The following is an 18,938-nucleotide window of genomic DNA, read 5'->3' on the forward strand; positions in this document are numbered from 1 at the left end:
CGGTTGTGGACCGGGGGCGTTTCAAGGGTCTCATGGCGACGCGTGCGCCGGAGTGCGGTCCCAGTCGTCCGGAAGGGAGGGTACGCCCCATTCGTGATTCGGGCGCCAGTGCTGCCACCCTTCCGAGAAGGGGGGTCCCCAGTCCTGGATCACCTTCACGGCCGCACGTCCCGCCTCGCGTACCCGCTCGGCCAGTTGAGCGTCCATCAGCCCGTCCCGCTGGGCCTGCGCGAACTCGTCCTCGTCGTGCCAGAGCCAACTGCGGTCCGGACGTACCGAGATGTCGAGGAAGTGGTCCCGGGAGTCCACACCGCCGTCCCAACGCGTCCCCGGCTCCTCCAGGTTCACGTACCAGTTCTTGAACTGCCAGCCCGGCTCCCAGAACAGCCACACCGACCACGGCTCGCCGGGCCGGGCCAGCTTCAGCACACCCGTACCGAACCAGCGGTCCCGCTGTACGGTCCGCGGCTTGGTGTAGCGGGTCTGAAGCGGCTCGACGTGCACGGGGGTGCCGTCGGCGAGCACGGGACGGACGCACTCGGTGCCCGGCGCCAGCCACACGGCGAGCAACTCGGCGTCATTCCGTACGACGGTGACGGGGCGCACGATGTGGAAGTGCTCGCCGGCGTTCTCCCGGTACCGCCACAGGATCTGACTCCCTGGCGCCCAGTGCCCCGGCGCAGACTCGCGCTTGTCCACTCGTCTCACCGCTCCGTCATCCGCCATGCAGAGATATTAGGTGCCCCTGGCATACGACGCTGCTGTGGGCGTCAAGGTTCACGCCATGGCGGGAATCGGTTACGGCCGCGTCATCCGCAGGACATCCAGTGCCTCGTCCAACTGCTCGACGGTGAGGTCGCCGCGCTCCACGTACCCGCTCTCCAGCACGACCTCCCGGATCGTCTTCCGCTCGGCCAGCGACCTCTTGGCCACCTTCGCGGCCTCCTCGTACCCGATGTACCTGTTCAGCGGGGTGACGACGGACGGCGACGACTCGGCGTACTCGCGGGCCCGTTCGCGGTCGGCGGTGATCCCGTCGACGGTGCGGTCGGCGAGCAGCCGCGAGGCGCTCGTGAGCAGGCGGACGGACTCCAGCATGTTCTTGGCGATCACGGGGAGCATCACGTTGAGCTCGAAGTTCCCGGAGGCACCCGCGGTGGTGATGGTCACGTCGTTACCGATGACCTGGGCGCAGACCATGAGGACGGCCTCCGGGATCACCGGGTTGACCTTGCCGGGCATGATCGAGGACCCGGGCTGGAGGTCGGGGAGCCGGATCTCGGCGAGCCCGGTCCGCGGGCCCGACGCCATCCACCGCAGGTCATTGGAGATCTTCGTCAACCCGACGGCGATGGTCCGCAGTTGCCCGCTGGTCTCGACGATCCCGTCCCGGGCCCCCTGCGCCTCGAAGTGGTTGCGCGCCTCGGTCAGCGGCAGCCCCGTGGCCCGGGCCACCTCCTCGATGACGGCGGCGGAGAACCCGGGCGGGGTGTTGATGCCGGTCCCCACGGCGGTCCCGCCCAGCGGCAGCTCGGCCAGCCGCGGCAGCGAGGCCCGCAGCCGCTCGACGCCGTACCGCACCTGCGCGGCGTACCCCCCGAACTCCTGGCCGAGCGTCACGGGTGTGGCGTCCATGAGGTGGGTCCGCCCGGACTTCACGACGTCCGCGAACTCCTCGGCCTTGCGCTCCAGGGACCCGGCGAGGTGCTCCAGGGCCGGGATCAGGTCCCGGGTGACGGCGGCGGTGGCGGCGATGTGCACGGAGGAGGGGAAGACGTCGTTGGACGACTGGGAGGCGTTGACGTGGTCGTTCGGATGCACGTCCCTGCCGAGCCGCTCGCTCGCCAGCGTGGCGACGACCTCGTTGGTGTTCATGTTGGACGAGGTGCCGGACCCCGTCTGGAACACGTCCACGGGGAAGTGCTCGTCCCACTTCCCCTCGGCCACCTCCTGGGCCGCCTGCTGGATCGCCCCGGCGACGTCCTTGTCGAGCACCCCCAGCCCGGCGTTGACCTTCGCCGCGGCTCCCTTGATCCGGGCGAGTGCCTCGATGTGGGAGCGTTCGATGTGCTGGCCGGAGATGGGAAAGTTCTCCACCGCGCGCTGGGTCTGCGCCCGCCACTTGGCGTCCGCGGGAACCCGCACCTCACCCATCGAGTCGTGCTCGATGCGGTAGCCCTGGTCGTCGGCAGTCGGCGTCATCATTGTCGTACCTCCGCAGACGAGAGCGCGTCGTCAGTGGGGCCTATTCCCGTTCTCAGGATCGCGCGGACCGTCAGCCCCCGCAGGGTGGTTCGTATTCTCAGGATCGCGCGGACCGTCAGTCCCCGCAGGGTGGTTCGTACGGCAGGTCCGGCGACACGTACTCCTTCCAGCGAGCAGCGGTCATGGCGTGTCGGGTCGAGGCGCACAGCATCGACCGCGCACGGGCGGTGTCGGTCTGCCAGAGACGTACGGTGCCATCCGCGCCGCCAGTGATGAGGTGGCCGCCTCGCGGGGCGTAGACCAGCGCCATCGCGGCCCCGCCGTGGCCGGTGACCGGATAGCCGTACGCGCTGATGCGGGCCGGATCGGAGACGTCCCACAGCCGGACCTGGCCGATGGCGTTCCCGCTGGCGAGCAGGGTGCCGTCGAGGGAGAAGCCGACGCTGTTCGTGATGCCTCCGGTGAGCACGGGCTCCCCGACGGCGGTCGGTGAGCGGGGCCGGGAGACGTCCCACAGCCTGACCTTGCTGTCACCGCCGCCGGTCGCCACCAGCCGCGCTCGGGGGCTGGCCGCGAGGGAGAAGGCGATCTGAGGGCTGAGCACCTCACCGGTCAGGGAGGGTGCCTCTCCGCCGTCGGCCGTGTGCCAGACCCGCAGGTAGCCGGTCGTGTCGGCAGTGTAGAAATAGCCCCCTTGGGGCGCGGCGGCCAGGCCCTTGAGCGGCATCCGCTGTCCCCGCACCTCGCCGTCGCCGAGAGGGTCGGGACGGCCGGGGTCGGAGACGTCCCAGACGCGCAACCCGCCCACGACGTCGCCTCCGACGACCAGGGAGCTCGCGACCAGTGAACGCCCTCCCGTGTCGAAGGCCAGTGCCCCGACCGGTTTCGTCTGGCCGGGCAGCGCCGGTCCGACCGGCAGCGGCCGAGCCGGAGCCGACACGTCCCACAACCGTACGTCGCCGCTGACGTCCCCCGTGGCCAGCAGGGGACTTCGGGACGGACCGGGCCGGAAGGCGACGGCGTTGGCGGTCGCACGCAACGGCGGGAGCGTGCCCAGTGGGGTCAGGCGGGTGGGATCGGAGACGTCCCAGAGCGTGACCCGGTTGCCGGACGCCGCCGCGAGCAGCCGTCCGTCGGTGGTCACCGCCATCGACTCGACGCCCTGGCCCGCGCTCATGACGCGCAGCGTCTCGGGCAGCCGCCACAGCAGCACCCTCCCGTCGATCGCGCCGCTGGCGAGGGTGCGCCCGGTGGCGTCGAAGGCGAGTGCGGTGACCGTGGTGGTGTGTCCGCGCAGAGGGGGGCCGAGCACTCTGGTGCTGCCGGGCGCACCCGCGTTCCACAGGTGGACGGATCCGGAGTTCTCCCCGGTGGCCAGGATCCGCCCGTCCGGGCTGAAGGCGACCGACATGACCGGGCTGTTGAGGAACAGCGTGTTCACCACTTTCGGGCGGCGCGGGTCGGACACGTCCCAGACGATGGCCCGGTTGTCACTTCCGGCGCTGGCCAGCGTCCGCCCGTCGGGGCTGAACGCCACCCGGTTGACGATGTTGGTGTGACCGCCGAACTCACCGCCGAGTGCCCTCGGGCGGGCCGGGTCCGAGACGTCCCACAGCCGGAGCAGCCTTGACCGGGTGGTGCCCGGCGCGGTGCCGCCGCTGACGGCCAGCGTGTCACCGTCCGGGCTGAAGGCGGTGGACACGATGACCTGCCCCTCGACGGAGTGGACGGTGCTCAGCCGCCGCGGCCGCCTCGGCTCGGCCACGTCCCACAACTCGACGGTGCCGGTCGCCACTGCACCGCTCAGGTAGTACGTCGACACGGCCAGCGTCCGCCCGTCAGGACTGAACCTCAGACTCCACACCGGCCCTTTGGACACCGGCACCAGGGTCGAGAGAGCCACCGGGCGCCGGGCATCGGAGACGTCGTACATCTGCAGGTTTCCGGCGTCGCCGACCGCCAGCAGATCGCCCCGCTTGTTGTACGCGGTCGGTGCCGTCGGCCCGCTCCCGGGCTTGATCGCGCCGGACAGCGGGGCCGGGCGGCCGGGATCCGAGACATCCCAGATCCGCAGCGTGCCCGTGCCCGTGGCCAGCCGGCCCTTCGGACCGAACGTGACCGAGTACACGGTGTCGAACCGCTGCGGCAGCGGCGTGGCATGAACCGCACCCGCCCCCTGCATCAGCCGCGTGCTCAGCCCGGCCGTCGGCCGCATTCGGTACGCGATGAGGTCGAGTTGCGCGGCGAGGGCGCTGTTGGTCTCGCGCTGGCGGTCTGCCTCGGCGGTCACCCGGTTGAAGATCGCGGCGTCGCGCTGCGCGAGCGCGTCGCTCCTGCTGTCGAAGGCGAAGGCCGCCAGTCCCGAGGCGAGCAGCGCCAGGACGACGATCGTCGCGATCGCGCCGCGCCGGATCAGCCGGGCGCGCCGGTGCTGCCGCTGCGAGGCGGTGAGGAACGCGGCTGCCAGGGGCTGAACGTCGTGCTGGTGGTCCGCGGCCCAGGTTCGGGCCCGTTCCAGCCGGGTGCCCCGGTACAGGAGCGTGGAGTCGCCACGCCCGGCTGTGTCCCAGACGGAGGCGGAGTCTTCCACTTCCTGGCGGACCACGTCGTGCTGACCGGCCGCCTTGATCCAGTCGCGCAGTTCCGTCCAGGCCCACAGCAGCGCTTCATGGGTGACCTCCACGGTGGCCTCCCCGTGCGCGACGCCCTGGGTGAGGAGCCGCGCATCGGTGAATCGGCCGGCCAGTTCATCGACCGCCATCGGGTCGGTGGCCGTACGGCGCAGGTCGCGGAGGGTGCGGCGGCGACGGGACACCTCACCGTTCTCGTCGATCCTGACCAGGCCGAGGAAGAACGGCCGCGCGGCCGACCCGGCGGCCGGGGTCAGCTGCCGGAACACGTTCTGCGCGGTGGTCTCGATCGCGCCGTGGATGCCTCCGGTGTCGCGGTAACTGCCCACGGTCAGGGTGTCGCCCCTGCGCCCCAGCCATGTGCGCTCCAACGCGTGGGCCAGCAAAGGCAGTTGACCGGCGCCGTAAGCGGTGTTCTCGTCCCGCCAGGCCGTGCCGCGCAGGTCGCTCAGGATCAGGTCCACCAGCACCTGTTCGAGCTTGAGGCCGCACCGGGCGGCCGGGAGGGTCACGGCCTTGCGTACTTCCCGCTCGTCCATCGGGCCGACGATGACCTGATGGGTGTCCAGGACGTCGCGAAGATACGGGAAAGCGAGGCAGGAGCCGTAGTGGTCCGCGCGCAGGCCGTAGACGGCGAGGGCGACGGGTTCCGCGGCTTCGGTGCCTTCGGTCAGTGCCGCGAGCGCCGCCACGAACCGGTGCCGCGCGGGCTCGTCCTCGCAGGCCGTGAACAGCTCCTCGAACTGGTCGACGACGAGCACCAGCCGTTCACCAGGGGCCAGGCGGAGCCGCGCTCGCACCAGCTGGGGGAGCGCGTGCGGCTCATTCCCCATGGCTTCCCTGACCACCGCCTCCTCGACCCCGGCGACCTGCGCGAGCCCGGTCGACAGTGCCCCGAGCGGGTCGGTCGTCGGAGTGAACAGCAACTGCCGCCACTGGGACGAGCCCTCCACCTGACCCTTGGCCAGCTCCCACAGCAGCCCGGCCCGCAGCACCGAGGACTTGCCCGCACCGGACGGCGCGACGACGGCCAGCGGCTTGTGCTCGGTCAGGCATCCTCGGAGCCGGGTCAGTAACTGGCTGACCACGTCCTCCCGCCCGAAGAACCACTCCGCCTCGTCCAGCCGGAATGCGCGCATGCCGGGATACGGGCACACATGGACCGTCGCCGGGCTGGTCGTCCGGTCGTATTCCTCACCGGCGTGGTGGTAGTGCTCGTGCCGGTGACTGTTCACATCGCCCTGTACGACGATCATGCTCTGCGCGGACTGGTAGACGATGCCGTGCTCGGTCGCCTCGGCGCGCAGCACGACCGGCGCCGGCCGCTCGCCGGCGTGGCCCGGGGAGGTCATGGCCGGTTGACGTGGATGTCGTGCCCGGCCTGATAGACGATTCCGCTGTCCTTCGCCTCGGCTCGCATCTCGATGCGCTGCGCCGGGGTGTCGTCCTGTTCGGCTTGCTCGCCTGCGAGTTCATCGACCAGGACGGTGAGTGCCTGGCGTGCCGCTGGTTCGGCGGCGAGCAGGGCGCGGAAACGCTCCTCCCAGGCCGCGACGAGCCGGGACTCCTCCGCTTCGCCGGGAGAGTCGCGCAGTACGTCGAGGGCGGCATCCGTCGCGGACACGGCGGTGGCCTCCTCGTCGGGGCGGTGCCGCCGCCACACGCCTACGACCAGCTCTCGCACCCGTTCCCAGGCGTCTGTGGAGAGTGAACTCACCACCGTGTTGGCGGCCGTCGCCGCCAACACGGCCAACTGGTCCTCCATGAGTGTCCCCCGTTCCGTGCGTGGTTGGTGTGCACTGCTCAGTCGACTGCGGTGCGTAGTCTGCCAGTTGCTCTGTGCCCAGTGTGGGGAAAACAAGGCCGGCTGTGCGAGGGCATGGCTGTGGGGGAACAGTGAATGCGGCCTCGGCGCCTGACCGGTGCGCGGCGCCTCGCGATGGGTCCGGCCGGGGAGTTGGGGCGTCGCGCCGGCCAGGGCCCGCACGGGAACCGTCGTGAACGTCGGCTGTGGAGGCAGGTCCTGGAAGAAGGGTTTGACTTGTTCGGCTCGCGTGAACCTCCGCACGATGCCTGCGTGATCAATCACGACGCGACCGCCGACTCACACCAGACCGCCGTCATCCTGTCGTCCCTGCTGCTACGAGCGTGAAAGGTGACGACAACTCCTAGGGGAACGGGCGGATACGGCGAAAGCCCCCGACTGACGGCCAGGGGCTTTCTACGGGCGCTGGGGCTGCGTCAGGCCAGGCCAGGACCCCGCACCGGGATGCTGGTGAACGTCGGCTGCGGCGCCGGGTCCTGGAAGAAGTCGTTGCCCTTGTCGTCGACGACGATGAACGCCGGGAAGTCCTCGACCTCGATCTTCCAGACGGCCTCCATGCCGAGCTCCTCGTACTCGACGACCTCGACCTTCTTGATGCAGTCCTGGGCGAGACGGGCGGCCGGGCCGCCGATGGAGCCGAGGTAGAAGCCGCCGTGCGTGCCGCACGCGTCCGTGACCTGCTTGCTGCGGTTGCCCTTGGCCAGCATCACCTTGGAGCCGCCCGCGGCCTGGAACTGCTCGACGTAGGAGTCCATACGGCCGGCGGTCGTCGGGCCGAAGGAGCCGGAGGCGTAGCCCTCGGGGGTCTTGGCCGGGCCCGCGTAGTACACGGGGTGGTCCTTCAGGTACTGCGGCATCTCCTCGCCCGCGTCCAGCCGCTCCTTGATCTTGGCGTGCGCGATGTCACGGGCCACGACCAGCGGGCCGGTGAGCGAGAGCCGCGTCTTCACCGGGTACTTGGTCAGCTCGGCGAGGATCGCGTCCATCGGCTGGTTGAGGTCGATCCTCACTACGTCGGAGGACTCGTCGAGGTGCTCGTCCGTCGTCTCCGGCAGGAACCGCGCCGGGTCCGTCTCCAGCTGCTCCAGGAAGACGCCCTCGGCGGTGATCTTCGCGACGGCCTGGCGGTCGGCGGAGCAGGACACGGCGATGGCGACGGGGCAGGAGGCGCCGTGCCGGGGGAGGCGGACGACCCGGACGTCGTGGCAGAAGTACTTGCCGCCGAACTGGGCGCCGATGCCGATCTTCTGCGTGAGCTCGAAGACCTTCTCCTCCAGCTCCTTGTCCCGGAAGCCGTGACCGAGCGGCGAGCCCTCGGCCGGGATCTCGTCCAGGTAGTGCGCGGAGGCGTACTTCGCGGTCTTGAGCGCGTACTCCGCGCTCGTGCCGCCGACGACGATCGCCAGGTGGTACGGCGGGCAGGCGGCCGTGCCCAGTGAACGGATCTTCTCCTCCAGGAACTTCATCATGGAGGCCTCGTTCAGGACGGCCTTCGTCTCCTGGTAGAGGAACGACTTGTTGGCGGAGCCGCCGCCCTTGGCCATGAAGAGGAACTTGTAGGCGCCGCCGTCCGTCGCGTACAGCTCGATCTGGGCCGGGAGGTTGGAGCCGGTGTTCTTCTCGTCCCACATGGTCAGGGGAGCCATCTGGGAGTAGCGCAGGTTGAGCTGGGTGTACGCGTCGAAGATGCCGCGGCTCAGCGCTTCCTCGTCGGCGCCCTGGGTCAGCACGTTCTGGCCGCGCTTGCCCATCACGATCGCCGTGCCCGTGTCCTGGCACATCGGCAGGACGCCGGCCGCCGCGATGTTCGCGTTCTTCAGCAGGTCCAGCGCCACGAACTTGTCGTTGCCCGACGCCTCGGGGTCGTCGATGATGCGGCGCAGCTGCGCGAGGTGGGCCGGGCGCAGGTAGTGCTGGATGTCGTGGATGGCCGCCTCGGCGAGCTTGCGCAGCGCCTCCGGCTCCACCTTGAGGAACGTCCGGCCGTCGGCCTCGAAAGTGGAGACACCCTCGGACGTCACCAGCCGGTACGGGGTGGTGTCCTCTCCCATGGGGAGCAGATCGGTGTACGCGAACTCAGGGTTGGACGGGGGGGAACTACGCGGCATCTCAGCCCATTCCTCACTCGGCAGACGGCCGCCCGCCGACACCGGCAGGCCTCACCAGCGTAGAACCTGTCGCCGACAGGGAGTCTGTGAGGTAAGGCTCAGTGCGAGAACCGGGGTTTTCCACAGGCTGGGAAACAGGACGGGTTTTCCACAGGCCCGGACGAGGGGTAGTCGCGATCTATCGCGTTTCGGTACGCTGCTGCCGTGGACCTTCAGAAGAGCGCCCAGCAGCAGGTCGGCGTAGCGCGCGTTTCCGAACTGCGCGCTTCGGACGCCGACCGTGACCGCATCGCCGACATCCTGCGCGACGCCCTCGCCGAGGGCCGCCTCACCGCCGATGAGCACGCCGAGCGGGTCGAGGGCGTGCTCGCCGCCAAGACCGTCGGCGAGCTGGAGGTGTTCATACGGGACCTGCCCGCCGCCCACCATGGCAATGGCAGGGCCGCCGCGTACGCGGCGGCGCCCAGCCGGCCCTCGCCGGGCGCGATTCCGGTAGACCCGGACGAGCATCTGGTGGCGGTCTTCAGTTCCTCGCTGCGCAGGGGCCGCTGGCGGGCCGGCCGCCGCATCCACGCGTACGCGATATTCGGCAGCGTCGAGATCGACCTCAGCGAGGCGCTCTTCGAGCACCGCCAGGTGATGATCAAGGCGATCTCGATATGCGGCAGCGTGGAGGTCCGCGTCCCGGAGAACGTCTCGCTGCGGGGCAGCGGCGGCGGCGTCCTCGGCAGCTTCGAGGTGGACACGCTGGATTCGGGGGAGCCCGACGCGCCCGTGGTCTATGTGGACGGGCTGGCCGTACTGGGCAGCGTGGAGGCGAGGCCCAAGCGGGGCAAGGTGATCGCCGACCTGCTCGACCACGTCACGCGCAAGGTCGACAGCAGTTTGCGCAAACACCTGGATCGTTGACGTTTGCGAATCTCTTTCACCTCGGAAGGCCCTGTACTCACTGTCTTTCGCTCCATGTCGCCCTCGGAACCCAGCGGTTCGGAACTCCACGCTTAGGCCCGCGCACAACGGGTAGGCCTTGCTGCATCGTCTCTCGCTCGCGAAGCCGTCGTCAGGAGTAGACCGTGCTGCAACCGTCCCATTCGTCCCTGCAGGTCGCTGCTGTTCCGTCCCAGCGGGTGCCAGCGCGAGACAGGGATCAGGACGTCCCCTGGCACACGGAGGCGGTGTGCCGACGCGATGAGGCCGGACTGTTCTTCGCCCCGTCGAAGGAGCCCACCGCGGCCCGGCTCTCCCGCGAGGAGGCGGCGAAGCGGGTCTGTGCCCGCTGTCCCGTCATGGTCGAGTGCCGCGAGCACGCGCTGCTGCAGCCCGAGCCGTACGGCGTCTGGGGCGGCCTCACCGCCGCCGAGCGCCGTGTGGTCCTGGCCCGGCGCCGCCGCCGCGAGCTGGAGCTGAAGAAGGCGGCCTCGGCGAGCCGCGTGGCCGCCGCGTCCTGAACTCCTCCGGACTCCTCGGGATTCCTCCAGACTCCTCCAGAACAAGGGGCACCCCTCCGCACAGGGGCGCCCCGTAAGGGGCGCGGGGAACTGCGCGACCAGCCACGGACTAGCCGCTGTGACCCACGGTCCGCAGTTCCCAACGTCCAAACGGGCGGAGCTACTTGGCTCGTTCGAAGTCGATCGAGCTGTACGCGCGCAGCTTGCTCAGCCGGTGCACGGAGTCGATGCGGCGGACCGTGCCGGACTTCGACCGCATGACGATCGAGTCGGTCGTCGCGGTCTCCGCGCGGTAGCGCACACCGCGCAGCAGCTCGCCGTCGGTGATGCCGGTGGCCACGAAGAAGACGTTCTCACCGGAGACCAGGTCGTCCGTCGTCAGCACGCGGTCGAGGTCGTGGCCCGCGTCGATGGCGCGCTGCCGCTCTCCGTCGTCCTTCGGCCACAGCTTGCCCTGGATGGTGCCGCCGAGGCACTTGACCGCACAGGCCGAGATGATGCCCTCGGGCGTACCGCCGATGCCGAGCAGCAGGTCGATACCGGTGTTCTCGCGCAGCGCCAGGATCGAGCCCGCGACGTCGCCGTCGGAGATCAGCTTGATGCGCGCTCCGGTCTCCCGGACCTCCTTGATGAGCCCTTCGTGGCGGGGCCGGTCGAGGATCACGACCGTGACATCCTCGGGCGCGGACCGCTTGGCCTTGGCGACCCGCCGGATGTTGACGGACACGGGCGCGTTGATGTCGACGAAGTCGGCGGCCTCCGGCCCGGTGACCAGCTTGTCCATGTAGAAGACGGCCGACGGGTCGAACATGGTGCCCCGGTCGGCGGCCGCGAGCACCGCGATGGCGTTCGTCATGCCCTTCGCCGTCAGGGTCGTACCGTCGATCGGGTCCACGGCGATGTCGCACTCGGGGCCGGTCCCGTCTCCGACACGCTCCCCGTTGAAGAGCATCGGGGCCTCGTCCTTCTCGCCCTCGCCGATGACGACGACACCGTTCATCGACACGGTGGAGACGAGGCTTCGCATGGCGCGTACGGCGGCACCGTCGGCGCCGTTCTTGTCTCCGCGCCCGACCCAGCGGCCGGCGGCCATGGCGGCGGCCTCGGTGACGCGTACCAGTTCCAGGGCGAGGTTGCGGTCGGGGGCCTCGGACGGCACCTCGAGTTCGGACGGCAGATGATGGTTCTCGGTCATCGGAGCGCACCTTTCTGATACGACGACGGCCGTATGAGGGTTCGGATCGACTCTATCGCCAGACCGACAAAACGAGCAGGGGACCCCACGGATGAGCAGACCGGTGCACCTGCGACGATGAGGGCGTGGCAGGCAAGAATGGCAAGCAGACGGTCCGCAACATGGTCCTCTCCCTCGGGGTCAGTGTGCTGGCGGCCGGCGTCATCTATCTTTTCGTTCCGCACGACGAAACGCCTCCCGAGCTCAAGCGGGTCGACTACCGCGTCGAGCTCCTGACGGCACGCCGTGCGGCGTCCTATCCGGTGGCCGCGCCCGAGGGCCTGCCCCAGAGCTGGAAGGCGACCTCGGTCCGCTTCCAGGGCGACAACTTCGATGCCTGGCACCTCGGTTTCCATGACCCCGATGGTCAGTACGTGGCGGTCGAGCAGTCCGCTCAGAAACCGTCCACCTTCATCGAGGACGCCACCCAGCGCGCCGAGGAGACGTCCACCCAGAAGATCGGCGACCAGGTGTGGCGGCGCTACGAGGGCGAGCGCTACGACGCCCTCGTCCTGGAGGGCCAGGGAGTGACGACGGTGGTCACGGGGTCGGCACCGTTCGCCCAGCTGGCGGAGATGGCGGAGGCGCTGCAAACGGAGTGAGGCGTGCGCGGGGGCACGCGTCGGCCCCCGATCGTGACCGGGGGCCGACAAGGGTGTTCAGGTCAGCACTCGCCGCCCCACCTCATGCAGGTCAGGGTGCCCGCGCCGCTCAGGAAGTGGCTGTTCGACTCCGGCGGGTAGTGCAGACACCGGGTGGCCCACTGGCCGCCGTCCCAGGTATACCGCCAGGAGATGTGGTCGGCGCCGTCCGCAGCGGCAGATCCTGCCGGCGCAGGGCCCCCGGGGGACGGAAACGCACCGCGCCGGTCACTTGGCGCCCGCGCCCTCCGAGCCCGCCTCCGGCCCTTCCTCCTCGGCCAAGGCCGCGTCCAGCCGTCGCCGTGCCCCGTCCAGCCAGTGCCGGCAGACCTTGGCCAGCTCCTCGCCGCGCTCCCACAGGGCGAGGGACTCCTCCAGGGACGTACCGCCCGCCTCCAGGCGGCGGACGACCTCGATCAGCTCGTCCCGCGCCTGCTCGTACCCGAGCGCCTCGCTGGTCTCGCTCGTGCTGCTGCTGGTCATGTCCCTCACCCTATGTGTCGACTCGTACCGTGAACTCGCCCTCGGCCACCCGGGCCCGCAGCGGCTCGCCGTCCGTGACCTCCTCCGGGGCGCGTACGACATGGCCGTCGGCCTTCTGCAGCACCGCGTACCCACGCTTCAGCGTCGCGGCCGGGGAGAGGGCCACCACGCGCGCGTGGGTGTGCGCCAGCTCCGAGTCGGCGCGGTCCAGGTGGTGGCCGAGGCAGCGGCGGCTCCGGTCGAGGAGCGCGGCGACCTGGTCCGCGCGCTCGTCGACCATGCGGTGCGGGTCCTCCATCGAAGGGCGGGCCAGCGCATGCGCCAGCCCTCGCTCCTCACGGTCGATGAGCGCCTCGACGCAGCGTCGCCCGCGGTCCCGCAGCCAGCGCACCCGCTCGTACTCCTCGCCGACGTCCGGTACGACCTTCTTGGCGGCGTCGGTCGGCGTGGACGCGCGCAGGTCGGCCACATGGTCCAGCAGGGGGTTGTCCGGCTCGTGCCCGATGGCCGACACGACCGGCGTACGGCAGGACGCCACCGACCTGATGAGCTGTTCGTCGGAGAACGGCAGCAGGTCCTCCACACTGCCGCCGCCCCGCGCCACGATGATCACGTCCACGTCGTCGAGTGCGTCCAGCTCCTTGACGGCCTGGACGACCTGCGGCACCGCGTGCACGCCCTGCACCGCGACGTTGCGCACCTCGAAGCGGACGGCCGGCCAGCGGTGCCGGGCGTTCTCGAGGACGTCCCGCTCGGCCGCCGATGCCCGCCCGCAGACGAGCCCGATGAGCTGCGGCAGGAAGGGCAGCGGCTTCTTGCGCTCGGGCGCGAACAGCCCTTCCGCGGCGAGGGACTTCTTCAACTGCTCCAGCCGGGCGAGGAGTTCACCCACACCCACCGGTCGTATCTCCGCGGCGCGCAGGGACAGCTGCCCGCGCGGCGCGTACCACTCGGGCTTCGCGTGCACCACGACGCGCGCGCCCTCGCTCACGATGTCGGCGACCGCGTCGAACACCTGCCGGTAGCAGGTGACGCTCACGGAGATGTCGTACGACGGGTCGCGCAGCGTCATGAAGACGACGCCCGCACCCGGGCGCCGCGACAACTGGGTGATCTGCCCCTCGACCCACACCGCGCCGAGCCGGTCGATCCACCCTCCGATGAGCCGCGACACCTCGCCGACGGGCAGCGGGGCGTCCGCGGACGTAGTCAGTGCCATGCGCCCGAGAGTAGTGGGGGCGACTGACATTCCGGCTGCTCCCGGGCGTGAACCGGTAGCCACAGGCGAAGGCTCCCGCCCGCGCTGCCCCGCCAACTTCGGCCCGCCCTGCGCGGCCTTACGATGGTGGGCATGACTGCTTCGCCTGGCCGCCGTGTCCTCCTCGCCGCCCCCCGCGGCTACTGCGCGGGAGTCGACCGCGCCGTGATCGCCGTCGAGAAGGCCCTGGAGCAGTACGGGGCCCCGATCTACGTCCGCCATGAGATCGTCCACAACAAGTACGTCGTGCAGACCCTGGAGAAGAAGGGCGCGATCTTCGTCGAGCAGACGGAGGAAGTCCCCCCGGGCAACATCGTCATGTTCTCCGCGCACGGCGTGGCGCCGACCGTCCACGAGGAGGCCGAGCGCGGCCGCCTCGCCACCATCGACGCGACCTGCCCCCTGGTCACCAAGGTCCACAAGGAAGCCATCCGGTACGCCGGCGACGATTTCGACATCCTCCTGATCGGGCACGAGGGCCACGAGGAGGTCATCGGCACCTCCGGTGAGGCGCCGGACCACATCACGCTCGTCGACGGCCCCGAGGACGTCGCCAAGGTCGAGGTCCGCGACCCGTCCAAGGTCGTGTGGCTCTCCCAGACCACGCTCTCCGTGGACGAGACCATGGAGACGGTCGGCGCGCTCAAGGAGAAGTTCCCGTTGCTCGTCTCGCCGCCGAGCGACGACATCTGCTACGCCACGCAGAACCGTCAGCTCGCCGTGAAGCAGATGGGCGCACAGGCGGAGCTGGTGATCGTCGTCGGCTCGCGCAACTCGTCCAACTCCAAGCGGCTTGTCGAGGTCGCCAAGCTCGCGGGCTCGCGCGAGGCATACCTCGTGGACTTCGCCGACGAGATCGACGAGGCCTGGCTCGAGGGCGTCTCCACGGTCGGTGTCACCTCGGGCGCATCGGTGCCCGAGATCCTCGTCGAGGAGGTCCTGGAGTGGCTCTCGCAGCGCGGCTTCGCGGACGTCGAGCTCGTCAAGGCCGCCGAGGAGTCGATCGTCTTCTCCCTGCCGAAGGAACTGCGCAAGGACCTGCGTGCGGAGGCGGCGAGCCTGGTGGCGGAGCGCACGGGCCGGGACACCACCGGGCAGTAGCACGTAGTAGAAGTGAGGGTTCTGCGCGGTTGCGGCCCGTGAACCCGGCACCGGTACGTCACGTTACGTCGTACGACGTAACGTAGGGCTATGCAGATCTTCGGCGTGGACATCGGTGGATCCGGGATCAAGGGTGCTCCCGTGGACCTGGACCGGGGCGACCTGGCGCACGAGCGGTTCAAGGTGCTGACCCCGCACCCGGCGACGCCCGACGCGGTGGCCGACGGCGTGAAGGAGGTCGTCGACCACTTCGAGTGGAGGGGGCCGGTCGGCATCACGTTCCCCGGAGTGGTCACCGGCGGCACCACGACCCGTTCGGCGGCCAACGTCGACAAGGCCTGGATAGACCTCGACGCCAGTGCCCTGCTCGGCGAGCGCCTCGGCGGATGCCCGGTGACGCTGATCAACGACGCGGACGCGGCGGGCGTCGCCGAGGTGGAGTTCGGCGCGGGCCGGGACCGCCGGGGCACGGTCATCCTGCTCACCTTCGGCACCGGCATCGGCAGTGCCGTGTTCGTGGACGGCGTCCTCGTGCCGAACACGGAGCTGGGCCACCTGGAGCTGAACGGCCACGAAGCGGAGAAGCGCGCGTCCACCAAGGCCAAGGAGGACCACGAGCTGACCTGGGAGCACTGGGCCCGGCGCGTCACGGGGTACCTCGCCCACGTCGAGATGCTCTTCTCGCCCGAGCTCTTCATCATCGGCGGCGGAGTGAGCCGCAAGGCCCAGAAGTTCCTGCCGCTGATCGAGGGCATAAGGGCGGAGATCGTTCCGGCCCAGCTGCAGAACAACGCGGGGATCGTGGGAGCGGCGATGCGGGCGGCGAGGACGTAGGTTCCACTGGCCGAAGGCCGGAGTGCTGTGCTCGGCGCGACCGTGTGTACGGCGGGCGCCCCTGTCGGGCGGCGCCCCTGTCGGGCGGGCGCCCCTGTCGGGCGGCGTCCCTGCTGGACGGCATGCCTGTCAGACGGCGTCCCGGGCCAGACGGCGTTGCGGTTCGGAGGTCGGACCTTCCGGTCCCGTATCCGGCTGGAGGCCGGGGTGTCCCGGGCCGCTGCCGAGGGATCCGCCGAGGGATCCGCGGAGAGATTCACGGAGGGATCCGCGGCGGTTCATCAGGCGGATCTTGCGTTGCGTCGCGATGACACCGGCGACGAGCGTGCCGCCGTAGAGCCAGCCCGCCTGTGTGGCGAGAGCGGTGCCCAGGCCCACCAGGTGCCCGGCGAGGCCGCCGTCGCTCTCGATGACGGGAGGCAGCCCGACGGCGAAGGCGATCGGCACGACGACGGGCGGGGTGACCAGGTCACCCTGCCCCACCCACACCGCGGTCAACGCACTGACCAGCAGAAACACCACGCCGTACACGGTCATCGAGGCCCCGAGCAGCAGCCGGTCGAGGCAGCCCAGGGTGACCATCGCCGCGCCACAGAACAGTCCGCCCCCGAGCCTGGTGAGTCGGGGGTTCGGCATGCGCCGTACGGCTCGGACCGCAGGGGCCACGAGTCCGCCCACCGGCCTCGGCCTACGCACGCCCGGAGCGCGCCCCGGCACACCGGCGCCAGGCATCTGCGCGGCCTCCGCATGCCCGCGCCCGTGCGCGCCGGGTTCCCGTCCGCCCGCGCCCGCGCCTGCGCCCGGACCCCGGGCGTCGGCCGCTGGCCACCCAGGCCACCGGGCGGCGTCCGCTCCTGGCCACCGGGCGCCCGCCGGTCCCGTCGGCCTGCCCGGACTGCCCGACCGTCCCGGAGCGGCCCCCGCTCTGCCCGTCTGGGGCGGAAGGGGCGTGTCACGGCGCGGTCGGGGCCGAGGGGGACGCGTCCTGTGTTGCTCCACCGGACCAACTTAGGTCGGTTTATGTGCTGAACGGCCGCTCTGACACGCGGTTGCGTAGAGCTTGGCCAAGCGTTCGATACGGCCGCCGGGACGGGTGCGGCTACGCCGTAGACTGGTGGATCGGCCCGCGCACCCAGGAACGCACCACGCGAACGCAGAAGGACCCGGGCCCGACAAGTCAGCTGCTCAGTCCTCACGTACGGGAAGTCGCAACGTGTCGCTCACGATCGGAATCGTCGGTCTGCCCAATGTCGGCAAGTCGACCCTGTTCAACGCCCTGACCAAGAACGACGTGCTGGCGGCCAACTACCCGTTCGCCACGATCGAGCCGAACGTCGGCGTCGTGGGCGTTCCCGACCCCCGTCTGACCAAGCTGGCCGAGATCTTCGGCTCCCAGCGGGTCCTCCCGGCGACCGTCGACTTCGTCGACATCGCGGGCATCGTGCGCGGCGCCAGCGAGGGCGAGGGCCTCGGCAACAAGTTCCTGGCGAACATCCGTGAGTCGGACGCGATCTGCCAGGTCATCCGTGCCTTCAAGGACGAGAACGTCGTGCACGTCGACGGCAAGGTCTCGCCCAAGGACGACATCGAGACGATCAACACCGAGCTGATCCTCGCCGACCTCCAGACCATCGAGAAGGTCCTTCCGCGCCTGACGAAGGAGTCGCGGATCAAGAAGGACATCGCCCCGAAGGTGAAGGCCGTCGAGGAGGCCAAGGAGATCCTGGACAGCGGCGACACGCTGTTCGCCCATGGCATCGTCCAGGGCAGCGAGCGCGCGGAGCTCCTCCACGACCTGCACCTGCTGACCACCAAGCCGTTCCTGTACGTCTTCAACGTCGACGAGGACGAACTGGTCGACGAGGACTTCAAGAACGAGCAGCGCACCCTGGTCGCCCCCGCCGAGGCGATCTTCCTCAATGCCAAGCTGGAGGCGGACCTCGCCGAGCTCGACGAGGAGGACGCGCTGGAGCTGCTCCAGTCGGTCGGCGCCGAGGAACCGGGTCTCGCCACCCTCGCCCACGTCGGTTTCAGGACCCTCGGCCTGCAGACCTACCTGACGGCCGGCCCCAAGGAGTCCCGCGCCTGGACCATCAAGAAGGGCGCCACCGCCCCCGAGGCCGCCGGTGTCATCCACACCGACTTCCAGAAGGGCTTCATCAAGGCCGAGGTCATCTCCTTCGAGGACCTCGTGGAAACGGGCTCGGTCGCCGAGGCCCGCGCCAAGGGCAGGGCCCGCATGGAGGGCAAGGACTACGTCATGCAGGACGGGGACGTGGTCGAGTTCCGCTTCAACGTCTAGGCGCAGTTCCATCACGTCGCCTTTGGCGAATGCTCAGGTCAGGAGGGGCCCGACACGTCCCGGTCGGGTCCCTGCCCTTTCCTGTGCAGTGCTGCATGTTACTAACATCGTCGTTACTGACGTTGCCGTTGGTGTTCCGCGTCGAGCGTGAGGAATTCCGCGTGCGCGCAGGAGAGGACATCAGCATGGGGGAGACCTTGAAACTGAGGTTCCCCGCCCTGCGCCACGACGCGCTGCGCAGGCTGGTCGTGGAAAGCAGTGGTCTGCCGGTTGACGTCGTACGCGGTGCGGGGGCGAGCGAACTGCCCGCGCTGGAGCACCTTGAACTGTGGCTGGGAGGCTCGGACGACGGTGCGGACTGTGCGGCGGCCGACCTTGAGCCGATTCTGTCCGGTGCCCGGTTGCCTCGGCTGCGGCACCTGGCCCTGCGCAACAGCGAGATTCAGGACGAGGTAGCCGTTGCGGTGGCGACCGCCCCAGTGGTCGCCCGGCTGAAGGTGCTCGACCTGTCCATGGGCACCCGGGGTGACGACGGCGCCGCCGCCCTCCTCGGCCCGAGGGTGTCGAGGTGGACCTCGACCCGGCCGACGCAGAGTGGTACGAAAAAGACGACGGCACCGTCCTGCGCCACATTTCCGTGGGACCACTCAGCTACTGAGGCCCCGTGACCGCCATGGTGTGGACCGAGGAGGTCGAGGACTCCCGCCGCCTGCCGGGGCTCAGGCTGAACGGGGGATCAACCTGTCGATACGTATCAGAGGCCGTGGAGGCGCTTTCGATACGGCCGCCGACCTCGCCACCGCTGTGCGCGCAGCAGCTCACTAGGCGTTCGTCATCCTCGACGGCACACTGCTGCCCATCGATCGGGC

At 70.0% G+C, this 18,938-nt stretch carries 15 protein-coding genes and 1 pseudogene; 7 read left to right on the top strand and 9 right to left on the bottom strand.

All coding sequences use genetic code 11. The annotated features are described in order from the left end of the window. Window positions 1–30: 30 nt before the first annotated feature. The 5 genes from fomD to FPZ41_RS14320 all read right to left on the bottom strand — a co-directional run bounded on the left by fomD (window position 31) and on the right by FPZ41_RS14320 (window position 8,768). A complete protein-coding gene (gene fomD / locus FPZ41_RS14300; RefSeq protein WP_152862610.1) occupies window positions 31–726 on the bottom strand; it encodes a cytidylyl-2-hydroxypropylphosphonate hydrolase in 696 nt (231 codons plus the stop codon). Window positions 727–798: 72 nt separating this feature from the next. Next, window positions 799–2,202: a class II fumarate hydratase gene (locus tag FPZ41_RS14305; protein WP_152862644.1), complete on the bottom strand. Its 1,404-nt coding sequence runs from the start codon at window positions 2,200–2,202 to the stop codon at window positions 799–801. Between the two features lie 118 nt (window positions 2,203–2,320). After that, entirely contained in the window at window positions 2,321–6,187 is a 3,867-nt protein-coding gene (locus FPZ41_RS14310) for an nSTAND1 domain-containing NTPase (protein ID WP_152862612.1), read from the bottom strand. Continuing rightward, a complete protein-coding gene (locus FPZ41_RS14315) occupies window positions 6,184–6,600 on the bottom strand; it encodes a hypothetical protein (protein ID WP_152862614.1) in 417 nt (138 codons plus the stop codon). Before FPZ41_RS14315 ends, FPZ41_RS14310 begins: the two co-directional genes overlap by 4 nt. A 476-nt stretch (window positions 6,601–7,076) precedes the next feature. Beyond that, window positions 7,077–8,768: a fumarate hydratase gene (locus FPZ41_RS14320; RefSeq protein ID WP_152862616.1), complete on the bottom strand. Its 1,692-nt coding sequence runs from the start codon at window positions 8,766–8,768 to the stop codon at window positions 7,077–7,079. A 204-nt stretch (window positions 8,769–8,972) separates the two neighbouring features. Between FPZ41_RS14320 and FPZ41_RS14325 the strand changes: the two genes are divergently transcribed. Then, window positions 8,973–9,677, top strand: coding sequence for a DUF1707 SHOCT-like domain-containing protein (locus FPZ41_RS14325; protein ID WP_322620218.1), 705 nt, complete (start codon window positions 8,973–8,975; stop codon window positions 9,675–9,677). Window positions 9,678–9,841: 164 nt separating this feature from the next. Further along, window positions 9,842–10,216 (top strand): WhiB family transcriptional regulator, encoded by a 375-nt coding sequence (locus FPZ41_RS14330; protein ID WP_131561659.1) that lies wholly within the window; start codon window positions 9,842–9,844, stop codon window positions 10,214–10,216. A 160-nt stretch (window positions 10,217–10,376) separates the two neighbouring features. Here the strand turns inward: FPZ41_RS14330 and glpX are convergent, their stop codons facing one another. Further along, window positions 10,377–11,411 carry a class II fructose-bisphosphatase gene (gene glpX, locus FPZ41_RS14335; protein WP_152862618.1) on the bottom strand — a complete coding sequence of 345 codons (1,035 nt, stop codon included), beginning with the start codon at window positions 11,409–11,411 and terminating at the stop codon, window positions 10,377–10,379. A gap of 125 nt (window positions 11,412–11,536) precedes the next feature. On the opposite strand from glpX, the gene FPZ41_RS14340 reads away from it, so the two are divergent. Continuing rightward, entirely contained in the window at window positions 11,537–12,052 is a 516-nt protein-coding gene (locus FPZ41_RS14340; protein WP_322620219.1) for a DUF4245 domain-containing protein, read from the top strand. 267 nt (window positions 12,053–12,319) lie between these two features. Here the strand turns inward: FPZ41_RS14340 and FPZ41_RS14345 are convergent, their stop codons facing one another. Together FPZ41_RS14345 and xseA are read right to left on the bottom strand one after the other, a co-directional pair. After that, on the bottom strand, window positions 12,320–12,574 hold the full coding sequence (locus FPZ41_RS14345) for an exodeoxyribonuclease VII small subunit (RefSeq protein ID WP_152862620.1): 255 nt from the start codon (window positions 12,572–12,574) through the stop codon (window positions 12,320–12,322). A gap of 10 nt (window positions 12,575–12,584) precedes the next feature. Beyond that, on the bottom strand, window positions 12,585–13,793 hold the full coding sequence (gene xseA, locus FPZ41_RS14350) for an exodeoxyribonuclease VII large subunit (protein WP_152862622.1): 1,209 nt from the start codon (window positions 13,791–13,793) through the stop codon (window positions 12,585–12,587). A 123-nt stretch (window positions 13,794–13,916) separates the two neighbouring features. On the opposite strand from xseA, the gene FPZ41_RS14355 reads away from it, so the two are divergent. Next, window positions 13,917–14,933 carry a 4-hydroxy-3-methylbut-2-enyl diphosphate reductase gene (locus FPZ41_RS14355; protein WP_152862624.1) on the top strand — a complete coding sequence of 339 codons (1,017 nt, stop codon included), beginning with the start codon at window positions 13,917–13,919 and terminating at the stop codon, window positions 14,931–14,933. A 90-nt stretch (window positions 14,934–15,023) separates the two neighbouring features. After that, a complete protein-coding gene (ppgK, locus tag FPZ41_RS14360; protein ID WP_152862627.1) occupies window positions 15,024–15,767 on the top strand; it encodes a polyphosphate--glucose phosphotransferase in 744 nt (247 codons plus the stop codon). A 129-nt stretch (window positions 15,768–15,896) separates the two neighbouring features. On the opposite strand, the gene FPZ41_RS14365 is transcribed toward ppgK, so the two are convergent. Continuing rightward, a complete protein-coding gene (locus FPZ41_RS14365) occupies window positions 15,897–16,403 on the bottom strand; it encodes a DUF6542 domain-containing protein (protein WP_228022726.1) in 507 nt (168 codons plus the stop codon). Window positions 16,404–16,980: 577 nt separating this feature from the next. Here FPZ41_RS14365 and ychF point away from each other — a divergent pair. Together ychF and FPZ41_RS14375 are read left to right on the top strand one after the other, a co-directional pair. After that, window positions 16,981–18,069, top strand: a complete 1,089-nt coding sequence (gene ychF, locus FPZ41_RS14370) for a redox-regulated ATPase YchF (RefSeq protein WP_322620220.1) — start codon at window positions 16,981–16,983, stop codon at window positions 18,067–18,069. A gap of 149 nt (window positions 18,070–18,218) precedes the next feature. Next, a pseudogene (locus FPZ41_RS14375) lies at window positions 18,219–18,727 on the top strand (STM4015 family protein); the annotation flags it as partial. Window positions 18,728–18,938: the final 211 nt, after the last annotated feature.

Origin of the sequence: Streptomyces acidicola (genome assembly GCF_009377235.1) — a bacterium.
In the GTDB taxonomy this organism is placed as follows: domain Bacteria; phylum Actinomycetota; class Actinomycetes; order Streptomycetales; family Streptomycetaceae; genus Streptomyces; species Streptomyces acidicola.